This is a genomic window from uncultured Tenacibaculum sp. (assembly GCF_947494125.1).
Classification (GTDB): Bacteria; Bacteroidota; Bacteroidia; order Flavobacteriales; family Flavobacteriaceae; genus Polaribacter.
The window spans coordinates 69,664-90,678 of the sequence record NZ_CANLTU010000005.1; the positions used below are offsets into that span (position 1 = coordinate 69,664).

21 protein-coding genes are annotated in these 21,015 nt (G+C 29.7%); 8 read left to right on the forward strand and 13 right to left on the reverse strand.

The features are described from left to right. Position 1 precedes the first annotated feature (1 nt). The 4 genes from Q0881_RS10080 to Q0881_RS10095 form a co-directional block, all read right to left on the reverse strand. On the reverse strand, positions 2 to 1,237 hold the full coding sequence (locus Q0881_RS10080) for a histidine kinase (protein ID WP_299159690.1): 1,236 nt from the start codon (positions 1,235 to 1,237) through the stop codon (positions 2 to 4). Between the two features lie 106 nt (positions 1,238 to 1,343). Then, positions 1,344 to 4,247 (reverse strand): histidine kinase, encoded by a 2,904-nt coding sequence (locus Q0881_RS10085; protein WP_299159693.1) that lies wholly within the window; start codon positions 4,245 to 4,247, stop codon positions 1,344 to 1,346. Between the two features lie 261 nt (positions 4,248 to 4,508). Next, positions 4,509 to 6,410, reverse strand: coding sequence for a molecular chaperone DnaK (gene dnaK / locus Q0881_RS10090; protein WP_299159696.1), 1,902 nt, complete (start codon positions 6,408 to 6,410; stop codon positions 4,509 to 4,511). A gap of 134 nt (positions 6,411 to 6,544) precedes the next feature. Continuing rightward, positions 6,545 to 7,150: an NUDIX domain-containing protein gene (locus Q0881_RS10095; RefSeq protein ID WP_299159698.1), complete on the reverse strand. Its 606-nt coding sequence runs from the start codon at positions 7,148 to 7,150 to the stop codon at positions 6,545 to 6,547. A gap of 7 nt (positions 7,151 to 7,157) precedes the next feature. On the opposite strand from Q0881_RS10095, the gene pyrE reads away from it, so the two are divergent. Beyond that, complete coding sequence (pyrE, locus tag Q0881_RS10100; RefSeq protein ID WP_299159701.1) at positions 7,158 to 7,802, forward strand: orotate phosphoribosyltransferase; 645 nt, start codon at positions 7,158 to 7,160, stop codon at positions 7,800 to 7,802. Positions 7,803 to 7,816: 14 nt separating this feature from the next. Continuing rightward, positions 7,817 to 8,206, forward strand: coding sequence for an SRPBCC family protein (locus Q0881_RS10105; RefSeq protein ID WP_299159704.1), 390 nt, complete (start codon positions 7,817 to 7,819; stop codon positions 8,204 to 8,206). Position 8,207: 1 nt separating this feature from the next. Here the strand turns inward: Q0881_RS10105 and Q0881_RS10110 are convergent, their stop codons facing one another. Then, a complete protein-coding gene (locus Q0881_RS10110) occupies positions 8,208 to 8,939 on the reverse strand; it encodes a biotin--[acetyl-CoA-carboxylase] ligase (protein ID WP_299159706.1) in 732 nt (243 codons plus the stop codon). Between the two features lie 86 nt (positions 8,940 to 9,025). On the opposite strand from Q0881_RS10110, the gene rsfS reads away from it, so the two are divergent. Genes rsfS through Q0881_RS10140 form a run of 6 tightly spaced genes read left to right on the forward strand, consistent with a single transcriptional unit; the run spans position 9,026 to position 13,681 of the window. Beyond that, positions 9,026 to 9,394 (forward strand): ribosome silencing factor, encoded by a 369-nt coding sequence (gene rsfS / locus Q0881_RS10115; RefSeq protein ID WP_299159709.1) that lies wholly within the window; start codon positions 9,026 to 9,028, stop codon positions 9,392 to 9,394. Between the two features lie 28 nt (positions 9,395 to 9,422). Continuing rightward, entirely contained in the window at positions 9,423 to 11,357 is a 1,935-nt protein-coding gene (gene ftsH, locus Q0881_RS10120; RefSeq protein ID WP_299159711.1) for an ATP-dependent zinc metalloprotease FtsH, read from the forward strand. An 11-nt stretch (positions 11,358 to 11,368) separates the two neighbouring features. After that, positions 11,369 to 11,959 (forward strand): LUD domain-containing protein, encoded by a 591-nt coding sequence (locus tag Q0881_RS10125; protein ID WP_299159713.1) that lies wholly within the window; start codon positions 11,369 to 11,371, stop codon positions 11,957 to 11,959. A 9-nt stretch (positions 11,960 to 11,968) separates the two neighbouring features. Further along, a complete protein-coding gene (locus tag Q0881_RS10130) occupies positions 11,969 to 12,763 on the forward strand; it encodes a phosphatidate cytidylyltransferase (protein WP_299159715.1) in 795 nt (264 codons plus the stop codon). Positions 12,764 to 12,784: 21 nt separating this feature from the next. Continuing rightward, positions 12,785 to 13,042: an acyl-CoA-binding protein gene (locus tag Q0881_RS10135; RefSeq protein WP_299159717.1), complete on the forward strand. Its 258-nt coding sequence runs from the start codon at positions 12,785 to 12,787 to the stop codon at positions 13,040 to 13,042. Positions 13,043 to 13,051: 9 nt separating this feature from the next. Continuing rightward, positions 13,052 to 13,681 (forward strand): YceI family protein, encoded by a 630-nt coding sequence (locus tag Q0881_RS10140; protein ID WP_299159719.1) that lies wholly within the window; start codon positions 13,052 to 13,054, stop codon positions 13,679 to 13,681. Between the two features lie 71 nt (positions 13,682 to 13,752). On the opposite strand, the gene Q0881_RS10145 is transcribed toward Q0881_RS10140, so the two are convergent. From Q0881_RS10145 to Q0881_RS10180, 8 genes are all read right to left on the reverse strand, one after another. Continuing rightward, the gene (locus Q0881_RS10145) at positions 13,753 to 15,300 is read right to left on the reverse strand and encodes a peptide MFS transporter (RefSeq protein WP_299159721.1); all 1,548 of its coding nucleotides are present in this window, start codon (positions 15,298 to 15,300) and stop codon (positions 13,753 to 13,755) included. 108 nt (positions 15,301 to 15,408) lie between these two features. Further along, a complete protein-coding gene (locus tag Q0881_RS10150) occupies positions 15,409 to 16,518 on the reverse strand; it encodes a hypothetical protein (RefSeq protein WP_299159723.1) in 1,110 nt (369 codons plus the stop codon). Continuing rightward, positions 16,519 to 17,604 (reverse strand): amidohydrolase family protein, encoded by a 1,086-nt coding sequence (locus Q0881_RS10155; RefSeq protein ID WP_299159725.1) that lies wholly within the window; start codon positions 17,602 to 17,604, stop codon positions 16,519 to 16,521. It abuts the gene before it with no gap. A gap of 7 nt (positions 17,605 to 17,611) precedes the next feature. Continuing rightward, complete coding sequence (locus Q0881_RS10160) at positions 17,612 to 17,980, reverse strand: PaaI family thioesterase (RefSeq protein WP_299159728.1); 369 nt, start codon at positions 17,978 to 17,980, stop codon at positions 17,612 to 17,614. Between the two features lie 41 nt (positions 17,981 to 18,021). After that, positions 18,022 to 18,552, reverse strand: coding sequence for a 3-hydroxyanthranilate 3,4-dioxygenase (locus Q0881_RS10165; RefSeq protein WP_299159730.1), 531 nt, complete (start codon positions 18,550 to 18,552; stop codon positions 18,022 to 18,024). Between the two features lie 27 nt (positions 18,553 to 18,579). Beyond that, positions 18,580 to 19,356 (reverse strand): SDR family oxidoreductase, encoded by a 777-nt coding sequence (locus tag Q0881_RS10170; RefSeq protein WP_299159732.1) that lies wholly within the window; start codon positions 19,354 to 19,356, stop codon positions 18,580 to 18,582. A 2-nt stretch (positions 19,357 to 19,358) separates the two neighbouring features. Continuing rightward, the gene (locus Q0881_RS10175) at positions 19,359 to 19,577 is read right to left on the reverse strand and encodes a DUF6500 family protein (RefSeq protein WP_299159735.1); all 219 of its coding nucleotides are present in this window, start codon (positions 19,575 to 19,577) and stop codon (positions 19,359 to 19,361) included. Next, positions 19,570 to 21,015 (reverse strand): aldehyde dehydrogenase, encoded by a 1,446-nt coding sequence (locus Q0881_RS10180; protein WP_299159737.1) that lies wholly within the window; start codon positions 21,013 to 21,015, stop codon positions 19,570 to 19,572. Before Q0881_RS10180 ends, Q0881_RS10175 begins: the two co-directional genes overlap by 8 nt.

The following is a 21,015-nucleotide window of genomic DNA, read 5'->3' on the forward strand; positions in this document are numbered from 1 at the left end:
CTTAATTTACATAAGGTATTTTAACCACCACTTTTGTTCCTTCTTTTACTTTTTCATAAACCACACCTATGTCTGTTTTATAAAACTCTTTTAATAGCTGCAACCTATTCTCTATAGCTTTTATTGAAGAGTCTTCTGAACTTAATTTTCTATTTAATGTATTTATTTGTTTTGAAGCTTCAATCCCTATTCCATTATCAATTATTGAACAGACAAATACCTCTTCTTGATAAAACTCTATGACTATTCTTTTTTCTCCTTTAGTTTTATGTAACAACCCATAACGAATTGCGTTTTCTACGAATGGTTGTATTACTGCTGATGGTATTTTTATTCTTTCAATGTTTTTCTCTCCTTTTATTTCATATTCAAAATCTTTTTTAAAGCGTAATTTCTCAAGTTCTAAATATTTTTCCAACATTGACAACTCAATACTAAAATCAACAAAACTCATTTCACTTGTTTTTATGCTTTCTCTCATTAATAAAGAAAACTTTGTTAAATATTTATAAGCTTCTTCTTTTTCTCCTGTTAGAATTAAACTTTGTATTGAATTTATTGTATTGAATAAAAAATGTGGATTCATTTGTGCTTTTAGCGCTTTTAATTGCAAGCTCGCTAATTCACTTTTCTTTCGTTCTTCTAATTCTAAATAAGCTTGCTCTAACTTCTCTTTACTTAACAACAATTCTTTTTCATGCTTCTTATTCAAATTATCTGAATAATTTAAAATTACATATGCTGCTACAAATACTGAGAATACCAATACTGGTAAAATTGTATTATTAGGGTAATGTCCATAATATATATTGGGTACAAAATATAAAAGGAAGCATACAATAAGAATACTAATATTAATCCATTTTTTATCTATTAATATTAATCCTATTAATGGATATATAAAATAAAAATTTTCAATTAAACTTAAAGGTGTAGTATAATTTGCAAAAACATAAGTTACCCCAATTATAGAGCTTATAAATAAAACTCTAGCCAGTATGTACAACCGTTTGTATTGAAAAATAAAAATAGTAGTAATTAATGCATAAGAAATTCCATGCATTATTAAACTCCCCTCTAATTCTCTGTTAAAAATAATATCGAAAACTGTTATTACAATTATCAAGATTGACCATGTGAAACAAAAAATATTTAAAAGTTTTATCTTTTTATTTTCTTTTACTTCATTAGTTGGTAATAAACCTATATCAAATATTTTATTTATTACAGATCTCATTTATCAATAACTCCTAGTTTTTTTATAGGTTTTGTTAAATTTATTTTTTTAGTTTTCTTTATCTAGAAACTTCTTCCTAACATATAAAACTTACTTCCCAATAACTTTATAAAGCTATGGTATAAGGAAGTTTAATAACAACTCTTGTACCTTCTTCTACCTTTTCAAAACACACTCCTATATCTACCTTATAATATTCTTTTAAGAAAATAAGCTTATCTTCTATCGCCTTCGTTGAAAAAGATTCTCTAGTTACTTTATTTTGAATTTTTATTTTTTTAGAAGCTTCTATTCCTATACCATTATCCGTAATTATACATTTTAAAACATCTTCTTGTTTAAACTCTATAACCACCTTTTTATCATTTCCTTCCTTATGCAACAGTCCATGTTTTAATGCATTCTCTATATAAGGCTGAATAATCATAGTAGGTATTTTTATATCTCCAACATCTTCACTACCTATAATTTCATAAGAAAATTCTTCTCTAAAACGTAATTTTTCTAGCTCTAAATATTTCTTTAACAATTGTAATTCTTCATCAAATTGAACAAAGCTTTTCTTACTCATATTTAAATTTTCTCTTATTAAAAGAGAGAACTTTGTTAAATAATCATACGCTTCATACTTATCTCCTTTTAATACTAAATTTTGAATTGAATTTAAGGCATTAAATGTAAAATGTGGATTCATTTGAGATTGCAAACTCTCTAATTTTGATGAGACTAATTGCTTTTGCATTCTCTCTTTATCTAAGGTTTCTTCTTGATTTCTTTTTAATGTTTTTAACCTCGCATTGAATCTAAACCAAATTACAACGAATAAGGAGGTGATTACACTTAATACAAACCACCACTCTTTATAAAAAGGTGGTTTTATATTTAATTCTATAGTTTTTATAGCCGTCTCTTCCTTTCCGTTTATTTGTACAGCTTTAATTTGAAAAGCATAAGTTCCTGCTGCTAAATTATTAAAAGTCACCTGATTTATTCCTTTAGATACAGAGTTCCATTCTTTTGAGGCTCCTAATAATCGATATTTATATTCAATATTATCTTCAGCTAAAAATCCGTTGGTATGGAAATTAAATTCAATTTTTTTTGTATTAGATTCTAGTTTGTAACTTTTTTCTATGGAAACTGATTTATCTTCAACTAAAATTTTTGTAAAATAAAAATCTAAAAGTATGCTATTTGTAAATACCTTTTCTTTATCTACCTGAAAAACGCCTTTATTAGAGCTTAAAAATACTGTTTCATCAAAAATTGATATATCGGAAATATTAAAAGAATTTAAACCATGTCTTTTGGTTAAATTTCTAAACTTACCTGTTATTGTATTTAACACCTGTACCCCTTTATTTGTAGATACCCATAAAAAGTCTCCATCACTTTTTATAACACTTGTTAAATTAGAGAGCAAACCGTTCTTTTTTCTATAATTAATCATGGTTCCGTCTTCTTTCAAACCAATTATACCATCTTTAAACGTAGAAAACCAAACTACACCATTATTTGTTTCATCAATATCGACTGCAAAAATTGGTCTATTTTTATAAGTTATTGGTTTACTTTTAAATTTACTATCATATTCATTTACCCCATACACATATCCAACATAAATTTTTTTACTTTTTTTGCTATAATATGTCGAATACGATCTTTTAAATCCTATTCTTTTAATTTCTTCTTGAGTATTTACCGATACAATAGCTGCCGAAGAATATGCTGCCATTACTACCTTATCTTTATCTATTAATGAAAAGTCTTTTACATTACCATTTATAAAGATTTTTCTACATACTTCAGTTTTTATATTAAAAATATAACAATATGTCCCAAAACTTATTAAAGCTAATTCATCAGATAATCCTATAATCGCAAATACTTTTTCTTTATCTTCTAAATCAAAATTCTTAAACTTCCTTTGTTTAATATCTATAACACCAATATTCCCATTAGTAGCTCCAAACAATATAGTGTTCTCACCTACCTTATCCATAGCGCTTATATTCTGTCGATATTCCTCTAATTCATATTTATTCAGATAAGAATTTGGCACTATAAAAACACCATTCCTGAGAGTGGTATACCAGTAATTATTATATCTATCTTTTAAAAAACTAGTAATATACTTCCCTTTAAAATTTGTTTTTTTATAAAGAAATTCACCTTTTTTATATTCACAAATTATTACTCCTTTATTCGTTCCAAACCAAAACTCATTGCCAGCATCATAAAAACTTTTTATTATTGTATTACCTCTTAAAATGTTTGGTAACACTATTTTCTTAAAAGCATTACCATGTTTCATCAAAATTGACGGTCTTTCTACATTTACACCATCAGCTTGATAATTAAAAGAATACACAAACTCTTTATTTTTATGAGTAAAATAATTTGTTTCTCCCTCAATAGAGATATTATTCCCAAGAGGAAGCTTATTTATAAATTTATTTCCTGTAATACTATGTTTAAAATAATCTTTACTTAAAAAAAACAAAGAATCATTACTTTTAAAAACAGAAGTAACTACATCTATACTATCTCTAAATATTTTCTTTTCTTTTGTTTCTACATCAATCTTAGCTATATAACCTAAATTGGAAGCTATTAAACTATTCTTATAAAAAAGGAAACTTGCTAATTGTCCTCTTGCATATTCTTCTATATCTGTAAATAAATTTAACTGGTCATTTTCTATAAAAAAATATTGTCCTGATATATTATTACACCAAATTCTTCCTTTAGAGTCCAATTTTAATCCAAATACTGACAAACCTCTTTTCTCTGGGTGCGTATAGTTTTTAAAATCCTTTCCGTCATAACGAAAAAGTCCTTTATCAGCCGCTAACCAAATAAATCCTTCATTATCTTCTAAAGCTCCATAAAATTCAATATCAGGAAGCCCATCTTTTTCTGTCAAATGCTCAAAAACTGGATGCTGAGAAAGCATAACAGTACTAGAAAACAATAAGATAAAATATAAGTATAGCGTAATTTTATTCATAATAATCCAAAGCTACATTTTTAAGTTATACTATAAACGAAAAAAATAAAATGTTTTAATTTCCAACTAGCAATATCATTTAAAGGAATTATAATTGCGTATACAACAAACAGCGAATGAATATTTTTTTTAACCGTTATTATCTATATTCTTTCCGAATGCTATTATATTCTTTCCGAAAACACCTTTTCTATCTTTCAAAAAAAAGAGATTGTCCTAATAGAACAATCTCTTTTATATAATGTGTATGTAATTTAAACTTTACTTCACTTCTTCGAAGTCAACATCTTCAACATTGTCTCCTTGAGCATCTGCTTCTGGCTGACCTTGTTGTTGAGCTCCTGCATCACCACCTGCTTGTTGCTGTGCTGCATACATTTCCTCAGACGCTACTTTCCAAGCTTCATTAATCTTTTCCATAGCTGCGTCAATTTGTGCTAAGTCTTTAGATTCATGAGCAGCTTTTAATTCTACTAAAGCAGCTTCGATTGGACCTTTCTTATCATCTGATAATTTATCTCCAAATTCTTTTAATTGTTTTTCTGTTTGGAAAATCATAGAATCAGCTCCATTAATTTTCTCAGCAGTCTCTTTAGCCTTTGCATCTGCATCTGCATTTGCTTCTGCCTCAGCTTTCATTTTCTCTATTTCTTCATCAGATAAACCAGAAGAAGCTTCGATACGAATATCTTGAGATTTTCCTGTTGCTTTATCAGCTGCAGAAACTTTAATAATTCCGTTTGCATCAATATCAAAAGTTACTTCAATTTGAGGAACTCCTCTTTGTGCTGGTGGAATATCTGTTAATTGGAAACGACCAATTGTATTATTATCTGCTGCCATTGCTCTTTCACCTTGTAAAACGTGAATATCTACTGATGGCTGATTGTCTACTGCTGTAGAAAATACTTGAGATTTCTTTGTAGGAATTGTTGTATTTGCATCGATTAACTTTGTAAATACGTTCCCCATAGTTTCAATTCCTAATGATAAAGGCGTAACATCTAATAATAATACGTCTTTTACATCTCCAGTTAAAACTCCTCCTTGAATTGCAGCTCCTAAAGAAACTACTTCATCAGGATTTACTCCTTTACTTGGTGATTTTCCAAAGAATTTTTCAACTGCTTCTTGAATTGCAGGAATACGAGTAGAACCACCTACTAATACGATTTCATCGATTTCATCGATTGATAAATCTGCATTTTTTAAAGCTGTAGCACAAGGCTCAATAGTTCTTTTTACTAAATCATCAATTAATGCTTCAAATTTAGCTCTAGTCATTGTTCTAACTAAGTGCTTTGGTCCTGAAGCTGTAGCTGTAATATATGGTAAGTTTATTTCTGTTGAAGTTGTACTAGACAATTCAATCTTTGCTTTCTCAGCTGCTTCTTTTAAACGTTGTAAAGCCATTGGATCTTTACGTAAGTCCATATTTTCTTCAGCTTGAAACTCTTCAGCTAACCAGTTGATTAATTTTTCATCAACATCATCTCCTCCTAAGTGTGTATCACCATCAGTAGCTAATACTTCAAATACTCCGTCTCCTAATTCTAAGATAGAAACATCATGCGTACCTCCACCAAAATCGAAAACTACAATTTTCTTATCGTCATGAGATTTATCTAATCCGTATGCTAATGCTGCTGCAGTTGGCTCGTTTATAATACGACGTACTTTTAATCCTGCAATCTCACCTGCTTCTTTCGTAGCTTGTCTTTGTGCATCATTAAAATATGCTGGAACTGTAATTACAGCTTCTGCTACATCTTGACCTAAATAGTCTTCAGCAGTTTTCTTCATTTTCTGTAATACCATTGCAGAAATTTCTTGAGGTGTATATAAACGACCATCAATATCTACACGAGGTGTATCATTATCTCCTTTTACAACTTTATAAGGAACTCTTCCTGCTTCTTTAGATGATTCAGAAAATTTATTCCCCATAAAACGTTTAATAGAATAAACTGTTTTTGTTGGGTTAGTAACAGCCTGTCTTTTAGCTGGGTCTCCAACTTTACGCTCTCCACCTTCAACAAAAGCTACAATAGATGGTGTAGTTCTCTTTCCTTCAGCATTAGGAATTACTACTGGCTCATTTCCTTCCATTACAGAAACACATGAGTTGGTAGTTCCTAAATCAATACCTATAATTTTACTCATAATTGTTATTTATCTTTATAAATTTTTAATTCAATTTTACGAGTACATATAGTCAAAGTGTATGCCAATAAGTTTTTGTTTTTGTTTTGGCAGAAAAAGTATTAAAAAAGTCTACCGACAATGACATAGTGTCATTAATTAATCATTTTTTTATAGTGGTTAAAAACCAATTTAATATTGTAATAAGTATTTTCTAGAGCTTTAATTGTATCTTGAGTATTTTTAAATACTACCTTAATTATACCTTCTTCTAATTGAGGTGTCAACTTCCCTTTGTAAGTCGAATTCATTAAATACCAATGTGTTTCTTTCAATCTATGTTCTCCTTTTTGAACAAATAAATGATATGTATTTGTTAGCTTTTTTATAATTTTTAAGTTAGAAATACCACATTCTTCCTTTACTTCCCTAATTGCTGTTTCTTCTATTTTTTCTCCTTTTTCTATTCGCCCTTTAGGTAAGTCCCATTTATTACCTCTATAAATAAATAGTACTTCTTTTTTATCATTTAGAACTAAACCTCCTGCAGCAATCATCACTTTAAACTTTATTCTAAACGCCTCCCAATCTTCTATTAAATTAGGTGTATATAAGTAAACCCCTTTTAATTTACCAAGCTTTAATTTGTAAATAAGTTCATCTAAAATTGTGTTCTTGTAAATATAAACAGTATAATTTTCTTCATTTTTTGTTGAAGTTGTAAAAATTATTGGCTTGTCATTAACAAAAACTTTATACATTTGCGATATGGATTTTAACAAAGATACGGCAAAAAAAACAGCTGAACTTCTTTTACAAATAAAGGCAATAAAATTGAGCCCGCACGAACCGTTTACGTGGGCTTCTGGCTGGAAATCACCAATTTACTGTGACAATCGAGTTACATTATCTTATCCTCCAGTTAGAAACTTTTTAAAAGAAGAAATTGCAAAATTAGTAGAAGAGAAACATGGTAAACCTGATGTAATTGCTGGGGTAGCAACTGGAGCTATAGCTATTGGTATACTCGTTGCCCAAGAATTAGGTGTTCCTTTTATATATGTTCGACCTGAGCCTAAAAAACATGGACGAAAAAATCAAATAGAAGGGCATTTAGAAAGTGGTCAGAATGTTGTAGTAATTGAAGATTTAATCAGTACAGGTAAAAGTAGTTTAAATGCTGTTACAGCTTTAAAGGAGGCTCATGCTAACGTTAAAGGAATGATTGCTATTTTTTCTTATGGATTTACTATTGCTACTGATAACTTTAAGGAAGCAAATGTTGAACTAACTACATTAAGTAATTATGAATATTTACTTGAGCAAGCATTAGACAGCAAGTATATTACTAGTGAAGAATTAAGAATGTTAGAAGACTGGAGAGTTGGACCTAGCGAATGGAAACAAGAATAATAAAATAATAAAACATGAATATTGAAGGAAATAAAGTAACAGTAAAAAAATCGGCTAAAGATGTTTTTGATTTTTTTTCGAAACTTGAAAACTTTGAACAATTAATGCCAGAAAATACTCAAAAATTTGAAGTTGATGGTGATAGTTTTATTTTTGGTTTAAAAGGAATGCCAGAAATAAGATTAGTTATGAAAGAAAAAACAGAATATACTAATATTACTTTAGGAGCTGCAAGTAGTAAATTACCTTTTACTTTATCTTCTGATATTAACGAAATTTCTGAAAACGAAACAGATGTTATATTAAAATTTAATGGCGACTTTAATCCTATGATGGCAATGATGGTTAAAAAACCATTAACTAAATTTATAGAAACGCTAACTGAAAATATTTCTAAAATATAAATTAAGCAAACGAAACTTCTTTAAGATCAAACTCTTTTACAGTTTCATTTTCTAATTCTATTTGGAGCTTTCCATTATTTGATACTCCAATTATTTTACCCATAAATAAAATGTTCTGTTTGTTTTTAAACATAGACGGAACATTTTTTTTATACAACACTTCTAAATACTTTTTTTCTAAAAAAGAATAATCCTTTCTTCTCAAAATCTCTATTTTCTCTTTCAGATTTACAATTACTTTATCTAACAAGAAATCTAAATCAATTTCTTTATTTAAAATTACTTTTAGTGATGAAGCGTTGGGCAAATCAACAGGGAAAATATCTTGATTTACATTTATCCCAATTCCTATAATAGAAGAATTAATTTTGTTTGTTTTTAAAGCATTTTCAATAAGTATGCCTGCTATTTTTTTATTTCCTGACAGAATGTCGTTAGGCCATTTTATAGATAAACCTGTTAAACCCAAGCTATTTAATGCGTCAAAAACACTTAATGCTACACTAAAATTTAAGCTTTTTTGATCGGTAACCAACAACTCTTCCCATTCACAAAAAACACTAAAAGTCAAGCTCTTACCCGACTCAACCTTCCACTTCGAATTCATTTGCCCTCTACCCGAAGTTTGATTTTCAGCAACCACAATCGTAAAATCTTCAATACTAGAATTTACTGCCATATCTTTCAAAAAAGAATTGGTAGAATCGATGGCATCAAGTTTGATTATTTTCATATAAGTTTTGCAAGTAAAACAAGTATCAATATTACATAAATTACTCGCAAAAAAATAATAACTTTGCTAAAACTTAATTTTTTTTGATGACAAAAAAACAAGCAAGCACAGACGATTTAATCTCTGTGATTATAAAGGGGATTGATGATGTAAAAGGAGAAGACATCCAACTACTAGATTTAAGAGAAATAGAAAACACTGTTTGCGATTATTTTGTTGTATGTTCAGGAAATTCTAACACACAAATTAACGCCATTTCTGGTTCTATACAAAAATTAGTAAGTAAAGAACTTAAAGATAAACCTTGGCATATTGAAGGACAAGGTAACGCTGAATGGGTTCTAATGGATTATGTAAATGTTGTTGTTCATATTTTTCAAAAACAAGTGCGTGATTACTATGATATTGAAAGTCTTTGGGGAGATGCAAAGATTACTGAAATTAACCCAGCATAATTGCTAACAAATTTAGACACCTTATTTTATGAGTGAAAAGAAAAAAAACACACCAAAATTTACTTTTAATTCATTTTGGTTATACATACCGATATTAGTTATTCTATTAGGAATAAGTTTTTTTAGTTCTGGCGATTTAGGATCTAAAAAGATCTCTAAAAATGAGTTTACAAAAATTTTAAAAGCAAACGACATTCTAGAGATTATTGTTGAAAATAATAACATAGCTCAAATATTCTTAAAACCTGAAGCTGAAAAAAAAGAAGAACATAAAAAACTAACGGAATCTCCTTTTTATAGAAAAGGGTCTCCTTTGTATTCATACAATTTTGGTGATTTACAAAATTTTGAGAATGAGATTGATAAAGCTAAAAAAGAATATTCGCTTGATTTTGATAAAGATAATGAGGAAAAAACTAGTCTGATTGATGGAATCATCGGTTTCCTTCCTTTTATCCTATTAATTGCTATTTGGTTATTCTTTATGAAAAGAATGTCTGGTGGTGGTGCTGGTGGCTCTGGTGGCGGACAAATATTCAACATTGGAAAATCTAAAGCAAAACTTTTTGATCAGGATACTAAAGTTAAAACCACTTTTAAAAATGTTGCAGGTTTAGAAGGAGCTAAAGAAGAAGTTCAAGAAATTGTTGATTTCTTAAAAACTCCAGAAAAGTATACTAAATTAGGTGGTAAAATACCTAAAGGAGCCTTATTAGTAGGACCTCCTGGTACTGGTAAAACTTTATTAGCTAAAGCTGTAGCTGGTGAAGCTGGTGTTCCTTTTTTCTCTTTATCAGGTTCTGATTTTGTTGAAATGTTTGTTGGTGTTGGAGCTTCTCGTGTTAGAGATTTATTTAAACAAGCACAACAAAAATCTCCTTCGATTATATTTATTGATGAGATTGACGCTATTGGTCGTGCCAGAGGAAAAAATAGTATGACAGGTGGTAATGATGAACGTGAAAACACGTTAAATCAATTATTAACTGAAATGGATGGTTTTGGTACTGATACAAATGTTATTGTATTAGCAGCGACTAACCGTGCAGATGTATTAGATAAAGCATTAATGCGTGCTGGTCGTTTTGATCGTCAAATTTATGTGGACCTTCCAGATTTACATGAGCGTAGAGAAATTTTCGAAGTACATATTAAACCTTTAAAATTAGCTGAAAATTCTAATTTAGAATTCTTAGCTCAACAAACTCCTGGATTTTCTGGAGCTGATATTGCTAACTTATGTAATGAAGCTGCTTTAATTGCCGCAAGAAACAATAAAGAAGCTATAGAACATCAAGATTTCTTAGATGCTGTTGATAGAATTGTTGGTGGTTTAGAAAAGAAAAATAAAGTTATTACACCTAAAGAAAAGAAAGTAATTGCTTTTCACGAAGCAGGTCATGCAACTGTTAGTTGGATGCTAGAGCATGCGGCTCCATTAGTAAAAGTTACTATTGTTCCAAGAGGACAATCATTAGGTGCTGCTTGGTATTTACCTGAAGAAAGGAAAATTGTTCAAACTGAACAAATGCTTGATGAAATGTGTGCTACTATGGGGGGTAGAGCTGCTGAAAAGTTAATGTTTAATAAGATATCTACTGGAGCTTTAAGTGACTTAGAAAAAGTAACAAAACAAGCTCGTGCAATGGTTACCGTTTATGGTTTAAACGACAAAGTTGGGAATATTACTTATTATGATTCATCTGGAAATGATTCATTTGTTAAGCCATATAGTGATGATACTGCCAAAACTATTGATGAAGAGATTTCAAAAATAATTGAAGGACAATATCAAAGAGCTATTGATATTTTAGAACAACATAAAGACAAACTTACTTTACTTGCTGAATTATTACTTGAAAAAGAAGTGATTTTTAAAGCTGATTTAGTAAAAGCATTCGGTGAAAGACCATTTGAAAAAAATGACGCTAAAGATAAAGCTGACACAATAACTGAAGAATAGTTTTTATTTTAATGAGTTTTTTTAAGAAATTATTTAAATCATATACAGAATCATCTAGAGAAAAAAAGATTAACGAGCAAGAAGTTAATCTTTCTCTAGATGATTCATTCGTACACAATTTTATTAATAAAGGAGGAAAGTTTTTATACTGTACATCAATTAATGAAGTGTCAAATAATTTAAAACATATTTTACAAGAAAATAATTGGAATAAAATTACTTGTACTGATTTTGATTTAGTGAAAATTGTTGAGAATATTGATATTAATATACAAAAGCATTCTTCTGAAACGACTCCTTTTTTCACTTCTTGTGAACATTTAATAGCCAACAAAGGCGATATTTTATTTTCTTCCAACCAATTAGGAAGTGCTAAATTATCTTCCCATTCAAAGCATTTTATTGTTTATGCAACAACTAGTCAATTGGTAAAAAATATGGGCGAAGGTTTAACTGGAATAAAAACTCACTTCAGTGGTAACATCCCTACCAACATTAGTTCAACTACAAATTACAAAATAGATATTGAAGACGATAGTTTTTTAAGTTACGGAAATAGTAACTCAAAAAACTTATATTTGCTGCTCTTTGAAGACCTTTAAGATATAGATATGTCCAACCTTATAACAAGAAGTATTTCTGCACTTGTTTATGCTATAATTTTTATTTCTGCTATTTTATTTTCAGCAGAAACATACATAGGATTACTTGCCATTTTTGCGAGTGTTTGCATTTATGAATTTTCAAAAATCATAAAACTAAAAAACTTAATTCCTTATGTATTCTTAATTGCAATTATATTCTTGTCAATAACAAAAATAACTTTTTTTTATACAAGTCCTTTAATTGCTTTTTCTTTAATTGGGTTGTTCTGGTTACTTTATTTACTTATTAGTACTAAACCTATAAAATATAATAGTTTTGGTGAAAAATTATTAATGCACATTATTTATCTAGTATTACCTTTTTTCTTTTTAATAAAACTACCTTTTATAAACAACAGCTATGTTCCAAACATAATTATCTATATAATTTTAATTATTTGGACTAATGATAGCTTTGCTTATTTAGTTGGTAAAAATTTTGGAAAACATAAGTTATTCAAATCTGTATCTCCAAAAAAAACTATAGAAGGTTTTATTGGTGGCTTAATATTTTCTGTTTTTGCTGGCTTTTTAATTGCTAAATTCTCAAATGTTTTTTCAATTTTGGATTGGATTATTATAGCAATTATTGTTTCTATTTTTGGTTCTCTAGGTGATTTAGTTGAATCTAAATTTAAAAGACAGGCAAAAGTAAAAGATAGTGGTACAATTATGCCTGGGCATGGTGGGTTATTAGATAGACTTGATAGCTTGTTTTTTCTTGCTCCCTTCGTATATTTGTATATACATTATATAATGTAATTATATACCTTATTATCCTTCATGATAAATGATTTAGATATAAAATTTAATAAAGCTTACGAGAAAGCGTCAAGTATGCAAGAAAAACTTCCTCCTGATGTTATGCTTAAATTGTATGCATATTACAAACAAGCTGTAAAAGGAGATCAATTTTCTTTTAATGCTAATGCTGATTTAAAAAATGCTTTTAAATTTAATGCCTGGATGCAATTAAAAGGAATGAGTGAAGATGAGGCTAAACAAGAATACATCAACCTAGTCAATTCAATTATTAAATAAACAATCCACATGAAAAAAATTATTTCATCATTATTAATATGTGCTGCAGTAGGTAGTATCTTATCGTGTAAATCAGAAGCTAAAAAAGAAATACCAACAAAACAAGAAGTAAAAGTAGAAAAAAAAGCTGCTTTTATTTTACAAGATGCTGATAGTAAAATAAATTGGACTGCATACAAAACTACAAGTAAAAAACCTGTTAATGGCCAGTTTCAAAAAGTAAACATTACAGCAAACGGAGAAGGAAACACTATTAAAGAAGCTATTAACAATGCTGAATTTTCTATCCCAGTAAGTAGTATTTTTACTAAAGATACTAGTAGGGATTTTAAAATTAAAAAATTCTTTTTTGCTGTAATGGATAAAACTGAATTACTTTCTGGAAAGTTAGTATTAGAAAATGATTCTATTGGATATTCTAATTTAACTATGAATGGAGTTACCAAAAAACTTCCTTTTAAATATAGTATAAATGGAAAAAATTTCAGCTTAACTGGAACCATGAAGATTACAGATTGGAATGCTGAAAAAGCATTAGCTTCCTTAAACGAAGCTTGTAAAGATTTACACAAAGGCGAAGATGGTGTTTCTAAAACATGGGATGATGTTGCTATAAATATTTCTTCTACTTTTAAATAAAAAGTTATTACCATATAAAAAGAAAAACCTAAGATTTAATCTTAGGTTTTTCTTTTTATAAATTACTCTTCTTAATGTATTTCTTTCATCATTCTTTTTATAGGTAATGAAAAAGCTATTACCAATAGCCCTATTGCGGAAGCTATAATTCCAAAATTTGCATACACCGAAACATAACTATACAATTGCTGAAATGCCTCGCTTTTATCTATAATTGTATTACTTGGCAAACCTGTAATAAATTCTGTTGCATTTCCAAAGAAACCTTTTGAAAACACCCCCAACTCTCCATTAGAAACCGATGTTAATTTTGCTATTTTCCCCGCAAAGAAATGCCCATAAAAATTTGCCGAAAACCAAACTCCCATAATAAATGCAATATACTTTACAGGTGATAATTCTGTCATTTTAGACAATCCTATTGGAGATAGAAATAATTCACCAACCGTATACACTAAAGTTCCTGCAATTAAATAAAACATTGGTGTTTTTGCAAACTCATCTACTTGTTGAGCTGACAAACCAAACACAACAAAACCTAAACCTAAAAAAAACAAACCTAAACCAAACTTAACAACTGAATTTGGATTTCTATTTATTCTATTCAAAAATGTCCATAATATTGAAAATGGTATCGCTAACAATATTATAAATCCAGAATTTATACTATTTGTTTGCGCAGCATTCATTATTACTAAATTTACATTTCTATCAGCAAAAAGAGTAAGTGAACTACCAGCCTGCTCAAAAATAGCGGAGAATAATGTATACAAAACTGTAAAATATACAGCTACTAGTAATTTTTTACGCTCAGATAAAGTTACTTGTTTTAAAATATAGCTTAAATATAAAATCAAAAATAATGATACTACCCAAACTAAATAATGTTCAAATTGATGATAACGAACTATTATAGCAAAAATAGGTACCGATAAAAAAGCTCCTATGGTAACTAATCCTCCAGATCTTATTCCCCATTTTTTTTTATTATATAACTCTTCATTTGGCACCAAACCATGATCTTCAAAAATCTCATTCTTAAGCCCATTGTTAAAAACAAACAATCCTATTAACATTCCTATACCTGCCAATACAAATCCATAATGCCACCCATAGGATTCAGCTAACCATGCGCATAATAATGGAGCTACAGCACCACCAATATTTACCCCCATATAAAATATAGTAAAACCTGCATCTCTTCTTGTATCCTCTTTTTTATAAAGCTTCCCAACAAAAGATGATATGTTTGGTTTAAAAAAACCATTTCCAACTATTATTAATGATAACGAACTATAAAAAAATACTGGATGCTCAAAAGTTAAAAAGAAATGCCCTAGAACCATTAAAACCCCTCCTAAAATAATTGCTTTTCTAAATCCTAAAATTTTATCAGCAAGTACCCCCCCTATCAAAGGCGTAACATATACCAATGACATATATGCTGCATAAATACCAAAAGACATTTCATCTGAAAACAGCAAATGCTTTGTCATATAGAGCACTAATAGTGCTCGCATTCCATAAAAAGAAAAGCGCTCCCATAGCTCTGCAAAAAATAAATACAATAATCCTTTTGGATGCCCAAAAACATCGTTTGTTGAAGTATACGTTTTCATAAATAATATAAATTTCAGCTAATATATTTTTAGACTAAAACTTTATGAAACATTGTACTAAATTGTGATAAAAAATAAAGACTTGTGAGTTTTTGTAACTTTAAAAAGTTATTCTATTAATTCTTTACACTCTTCTATTAGTGCCTCATCAAACACTATATACTCTGGTAAAATTCGTAAACGATATTTACTTTCCCCTATAAAGGTAATCAAGTCTTTCCTTTCTAATTTTTCATCATTATCTAAATTAAGAATAGTATTTAAATTATCAATAATTCTAGTTAAATACGTTTGACTTTTAATTTCTCCTCCTGAGTTTACAATTATAGATTGCTTATCTGCATCCATATATTTTCTTCGATAAGCAAAGTTTAATAAATTTTTATATTGTGTGGTTTTAGAACCAAAATCTATTTTTTCATTTATAATTCCTTTTGATGGTATTGTTAACTGAATTAAAGACCAATCTAAAAACTGAATCCTCATTTCATTAGGCTTCGGTGTATTTGCTAATTGAATTACCCAACTTGTTGCCAAAACTAAAAAAACAGATACTAAAGAGGTTTTTGCTATTATTCTAATTAATTGATTTGTAAAATTATCATCTAATTTCACAAACACATCAGACAATTGTGAAACAAACAGTAATGTTATAGCAATAATAGATATAAAAGCTACCAACTTTAAATCGCGATGCATAAAAGTTCTGTAAAAAGAAATTCCCATTAAAAAACATAAAAATGTTGTGAGCAATACATCTGGTACTGAAGCTAATTTTATTCCATAAAATATCTCATTACCTACTACAGATGCAAGTATTAATGTTAAAGTAAAAACTGCAATAATTATTATAGCTATAATCTTTACATTTTTTTCATTTCTATAAATAAACTTTGGTGCATCATACACGTAATATAATGCCAGTAACCAAAATAAATTATTTATTGTTGATAATACATTTACTCCTATTTGATAACTTGTTGTTGTATCAAATAAGAAGTAATTAGCAATAAAAGCCCAAGTACCAGAAAGTACCCAAACTAACATTCCAAAACTAAGATATAGTAAACCTCTATCAACTCTTTTTATTGAGCTTCCTTCTTCCAATACTGCTCTAAAACGTTTTCTTATGTTATAATAAATAGCTAATAATAACACTGCTCCTATAAACGAAATACAGATGTGTGATAAGTTATGAAACTGTGTTACTTCATTCATTTATTGCAATATTTTAGATACTAAATCTTGTTTTGCTTTTTCATCATCTCCAAACAACCAACGTAACGTATTGTCTTCCCAAATCTCATCGTACTGTTTTTGATTAATAAGATCTCTATCAATTGCTAAATCTAATAATTTCCCTGGATAACTTGATTGCGCATCACTCTCCATTTCACCTAATGGATATGGATCATCTAAGCCCATAATTATTTGATTTGACCCTTGACGATCTATCATTAATTTTAATGAATCTGTATCATGAACTAGTGTATCGAAAAATATATTTGGATGCCCTACTGCTTTTCGCGGATGTGTTTTTCCTTCGAATAAATCGGGTCTCCCATCAAATCCTTGAATACGTCTCCCTAAATTCATTTGTGCTAACTGCCCTCCATGTGCAAAGCAAGTTCTAATATTTGGAAAACGCTCTTGCATTCCATTCAATGTATAAAAATGATAAGCGTCTCCACATTGTGCCAACATCCAAATTAAATGAAAACGCCAGTTTGTATTCTCTAACTTTATCATTTTATCTCCATCATATGGATGGATTTCTATAGCTAATTTATATTTATCTGCTAACTCAAAAATACGGTCGTTTTCTTTATCAAATACACAACGCCATTGCCCTATTGAGTCCATAAAGTGAGTTGGCAAACACAATACTTTTAACCCCAATTCTTCGACACAACGCTCCATTTCATATAAAGCTCCATAAATAAACCCTGGATGTACTACGAAACCACAAGTAAATTTATCTGGATGATCGTGCTGCACCTTAGCATTAAAATCATTTTGAAAACGCAATGCTTTTTTCATTTCTTCTAAACGCAATCCATTTCCGTATAATTGAGAAAGATTTAAAACCACTGCATGGTCCAATTTATTTTTCTCCATCCACATTAATTTTTCATCTAAGAAAAAACTAGAATCAGTTACAGGTCGTTTCCATCCTTTTTGTAACATATGCTTACGTTCATCATCAACCCAAAAAATCTCCTTCTCTTTCATAAAAGCAGGTATTTGTTCTGGATATGGTAATAAATGTGAATGTCCGTTAATACGTAGTTTTCGTTTTTCCATTTTGTTTTTAATTAGCTTTATTTTTTTGCATACTAATCATTGTAGCTTGCATAGTTGTGTATAATTTACCCTGTTCATCTTCAACCTTAGCTTCACAAAAAACTAATGTCTTCCCGGCTTTTATAACTTTTCCTGTTGCTATTATTATTTCTGATGTAGCTGGGCGTAATAAATTTGTTTTAAACTCTACTGATAATACATCTGAGTTTTTTGGCATTACTGTTAATGCAGCATAACCACAAGCAACATCCATAAGACTAGTTAATACTCCTGCATGAAAAAAACCATTTTGCTGAGTTAATCCATCATTCTTATTGCATTGAATTTTTACTTCTCCTTTTTCAATATGAATAATTTTCGCTCCTAAGGTTTTCATAAAACCTTGTTTTAAAAAGCTTTTTTTTGCCTCTTCTAACATTATTTCACTTTGTTAGGAGCTTCCATTACTGTTCCACAATTAGAGCAAGTACACTTTTTGGTATCTGAATAATACTTATCGAAAATAATAGGCATATCCGTTTCAATATTATCCAATGCAAACTCTTCTCTATACAATGGTGTACTACATTTTTCACAATACCACTCTAATGCATCCATCATTCCTTCTGCTCTTGGGTATTCTATTACCAACCCAACTGTATTTTCCTTTCGTTGTGGTGAATGTGGTACTTTTGCTGGTAATAAATAAATATCCCCCTCATTTATTTCTACATCTATCATTTCTCCTTTATCATCAATAATTTTTAAAACCATATCCCCTTCTACTTGGTAGAAAAATTCTGGTGTTTCATTATAATGATAATCTTTTCTATTATTTGGACCTCCAACAACCATAACAATGTACTCACCATTATCCCACACTTGTTTATTTCCTACTGGCGGTTTTAATAAATGACGGTTTTCATCAATCCACTTTTTAAAATTTAAAGGCTGTACTAAATTACTCATGATTGTTTATTTTTTGATTCTATAAATCTATAATGATTTTGTTCTTCCTCCATCAACAGGAACGTTAATTCCATTGATAAAACTTGCTCTTTCACTTGCTAAAAAGACAACAGCGTTTGCAATTTCTTCTGGTTTTGCAAATCTTTTTGCTGGGGAAGCGTTTTTCATTGTCTCTGCAACTTCTTCCACAGATTTTCCTGTTTTAGTCGCTTTATTATTTATAATTTCATTTAAACGTTCAGTTCCTGTTGCTCCTGGTAATACATTATTTACTGTAATACCAAATTGCCCTAATTCATTTGCTAATGTTTTTGACCAATTTGCTACTGCTCCTCTAATTGTATTCGACACCCCTAAACCATCTAAAGGTTGTTTAACAGAAGTTGATATTACATTAATAACTCTACCATAACCAGTTTCTTTCATAAAAGGCACCAATGCTTGTACCAACACATGATTACATTTTAAATGCTGTGTAAATGCTCTTTCAAACTCATCTAACTGTGCATTAAATACTGGTCCTCCTGCTGGCCCTCCTGTGTTATTTACTAAAATATGAAAATCTAAATTTGATGCTTCTATTTTCTCTTTCAATTCTGTTGGATTCGAAAAATCTGCAACTATATAAGTATGGTTTTGATTCTTATTTGGTAATTCTGCTAAAACTTTTTTTAGCTTTTCCTCGTTACGTGCAATCAACGTTACATTTACTCCTTCTTCTGCTAACTGTATTGCTGATGCTTTTCCTATTCCTTGTGTACTTCCGCAAACCAAGGCATTTTTAGTATCTATATTTAAATTCATTTCTAATCGTTATTACGAATCATTGTTTTTATTTTAACTGCTTTTTCAAAGTGATCTAATTGGTGCTTTTGAATCCACCAAGTTGCTACTTCCATTAACAATTTTGGATTATCATTTTTATTTTTAAAAAAAGCATAAAAAGACAATCCTACATTTTCTCCTTTCTTTGCTATTTTTTCATCACAAACAGTTACAATTTTTTGCCTTATTTCTTTATTCATATTTTATACAAACATTTTTAGGTTCTGTAAAAAACCGTAGTGCTTCAAAACCTCCTTCTCTTCCTACTCCACTATCTTTTTGTCCTCCAAAAGGCGTTCTTAAATCCCGTAACAACCATGTATTTACCCAAACTATTCCTGAATGTAATTCTTTTGACAGTTTCATGGTTCTATTTAAGCTGTTTGTCCACATAGTTGCAGACAATCCGTAGACTACATCGTTTGCTAATTCTAACGCTTCTTCTTCCGTTTTAAATGACATAATGGTAACTACTGGCCCGAAAATTTCTTCCTGATTTAACTTACATTGATTATCCTTTACTTCTATTATTGTCGGTTGTAAATAATATCCTTCTTCGCTTCCTTTTACCTCAACTTTATTTCCTCCAAATAAAATTGTTCCTCCTTCTTGTTCTGCTATGTCTATATAAGACTTTACTTTTTCTAAATGCTGTTTAGAAACCAATGCTCCTATATTAGTATTTTCTTCAAACGGATTTCCAACTTTTAATTCTGATACTTTTTGTACAAAATCTTTTTTGAATTGCTCATAGATAGTTTCTTCTACTAAAATTCTACTTCCACATAAACATATTTGACCTTGGTTTGCAAATGATGATCGTACTGTTGTTGCTAACATCTTATCGTAATCGCAATCCGCAAATATCAAATTCGGATTCTTACCTCCTAATTCTAATGACAATTTTTTAAACATTGGTGCTGCTACTCTAGCAATATGAGCTCCTGTTGTAGTTCCTCCTGTAAAAGATATCGCTTTAATATTTGGGTGTTCAACAATTGCCTGCCCTGCGCTTCCTCCTAATCCATGTACTATATTTAACACTCCTTTTGGTAAACCTGCCTCGTTACAAATTTCCCCCAATAAATAAGCTGTCATTGGTGTTACCTCACTTGGCTTAGCGACTACACAATTACCCGCAGCTATAGCCGGTGCTATTTTCCATGTAAACAAATACAAAGGCAAATTCCATGGCGATATACATCCCACAACTCCTATTGGTTGACGCAAGGTAAAATTCATCGCTCCCAACCCTACACTCTCATGAGCTTCTGAAGAAAATTGTGTTATCGCATTGGCAAAAAACTGAAAATTTGATGATGCCCTAGGGATATCAATAGCTGTTGCTAAACTCAATGGTTTTCCATTATCTTTTGCTTCTGCTGCGGCTAATTCAGGTAATTTTTCTTTTATCAATGCTGCTATTCTAGATAAAATTTCGCTTCTTTTATCTAAAGTAGTATTTGACCAAGCTTGAAATGCAGATGAAGCTGCCTGATATGCTAACTCAACATCTTCTTTTGTTGAATTTGGTATTTGTCCGTACACTTCTCCTATAGACGGATTATAGTTATCTATATATTCTCCATTAATTGGAGATTGAAATTCTCCGTTTATGTAGTTTTTTATATTTTGCAT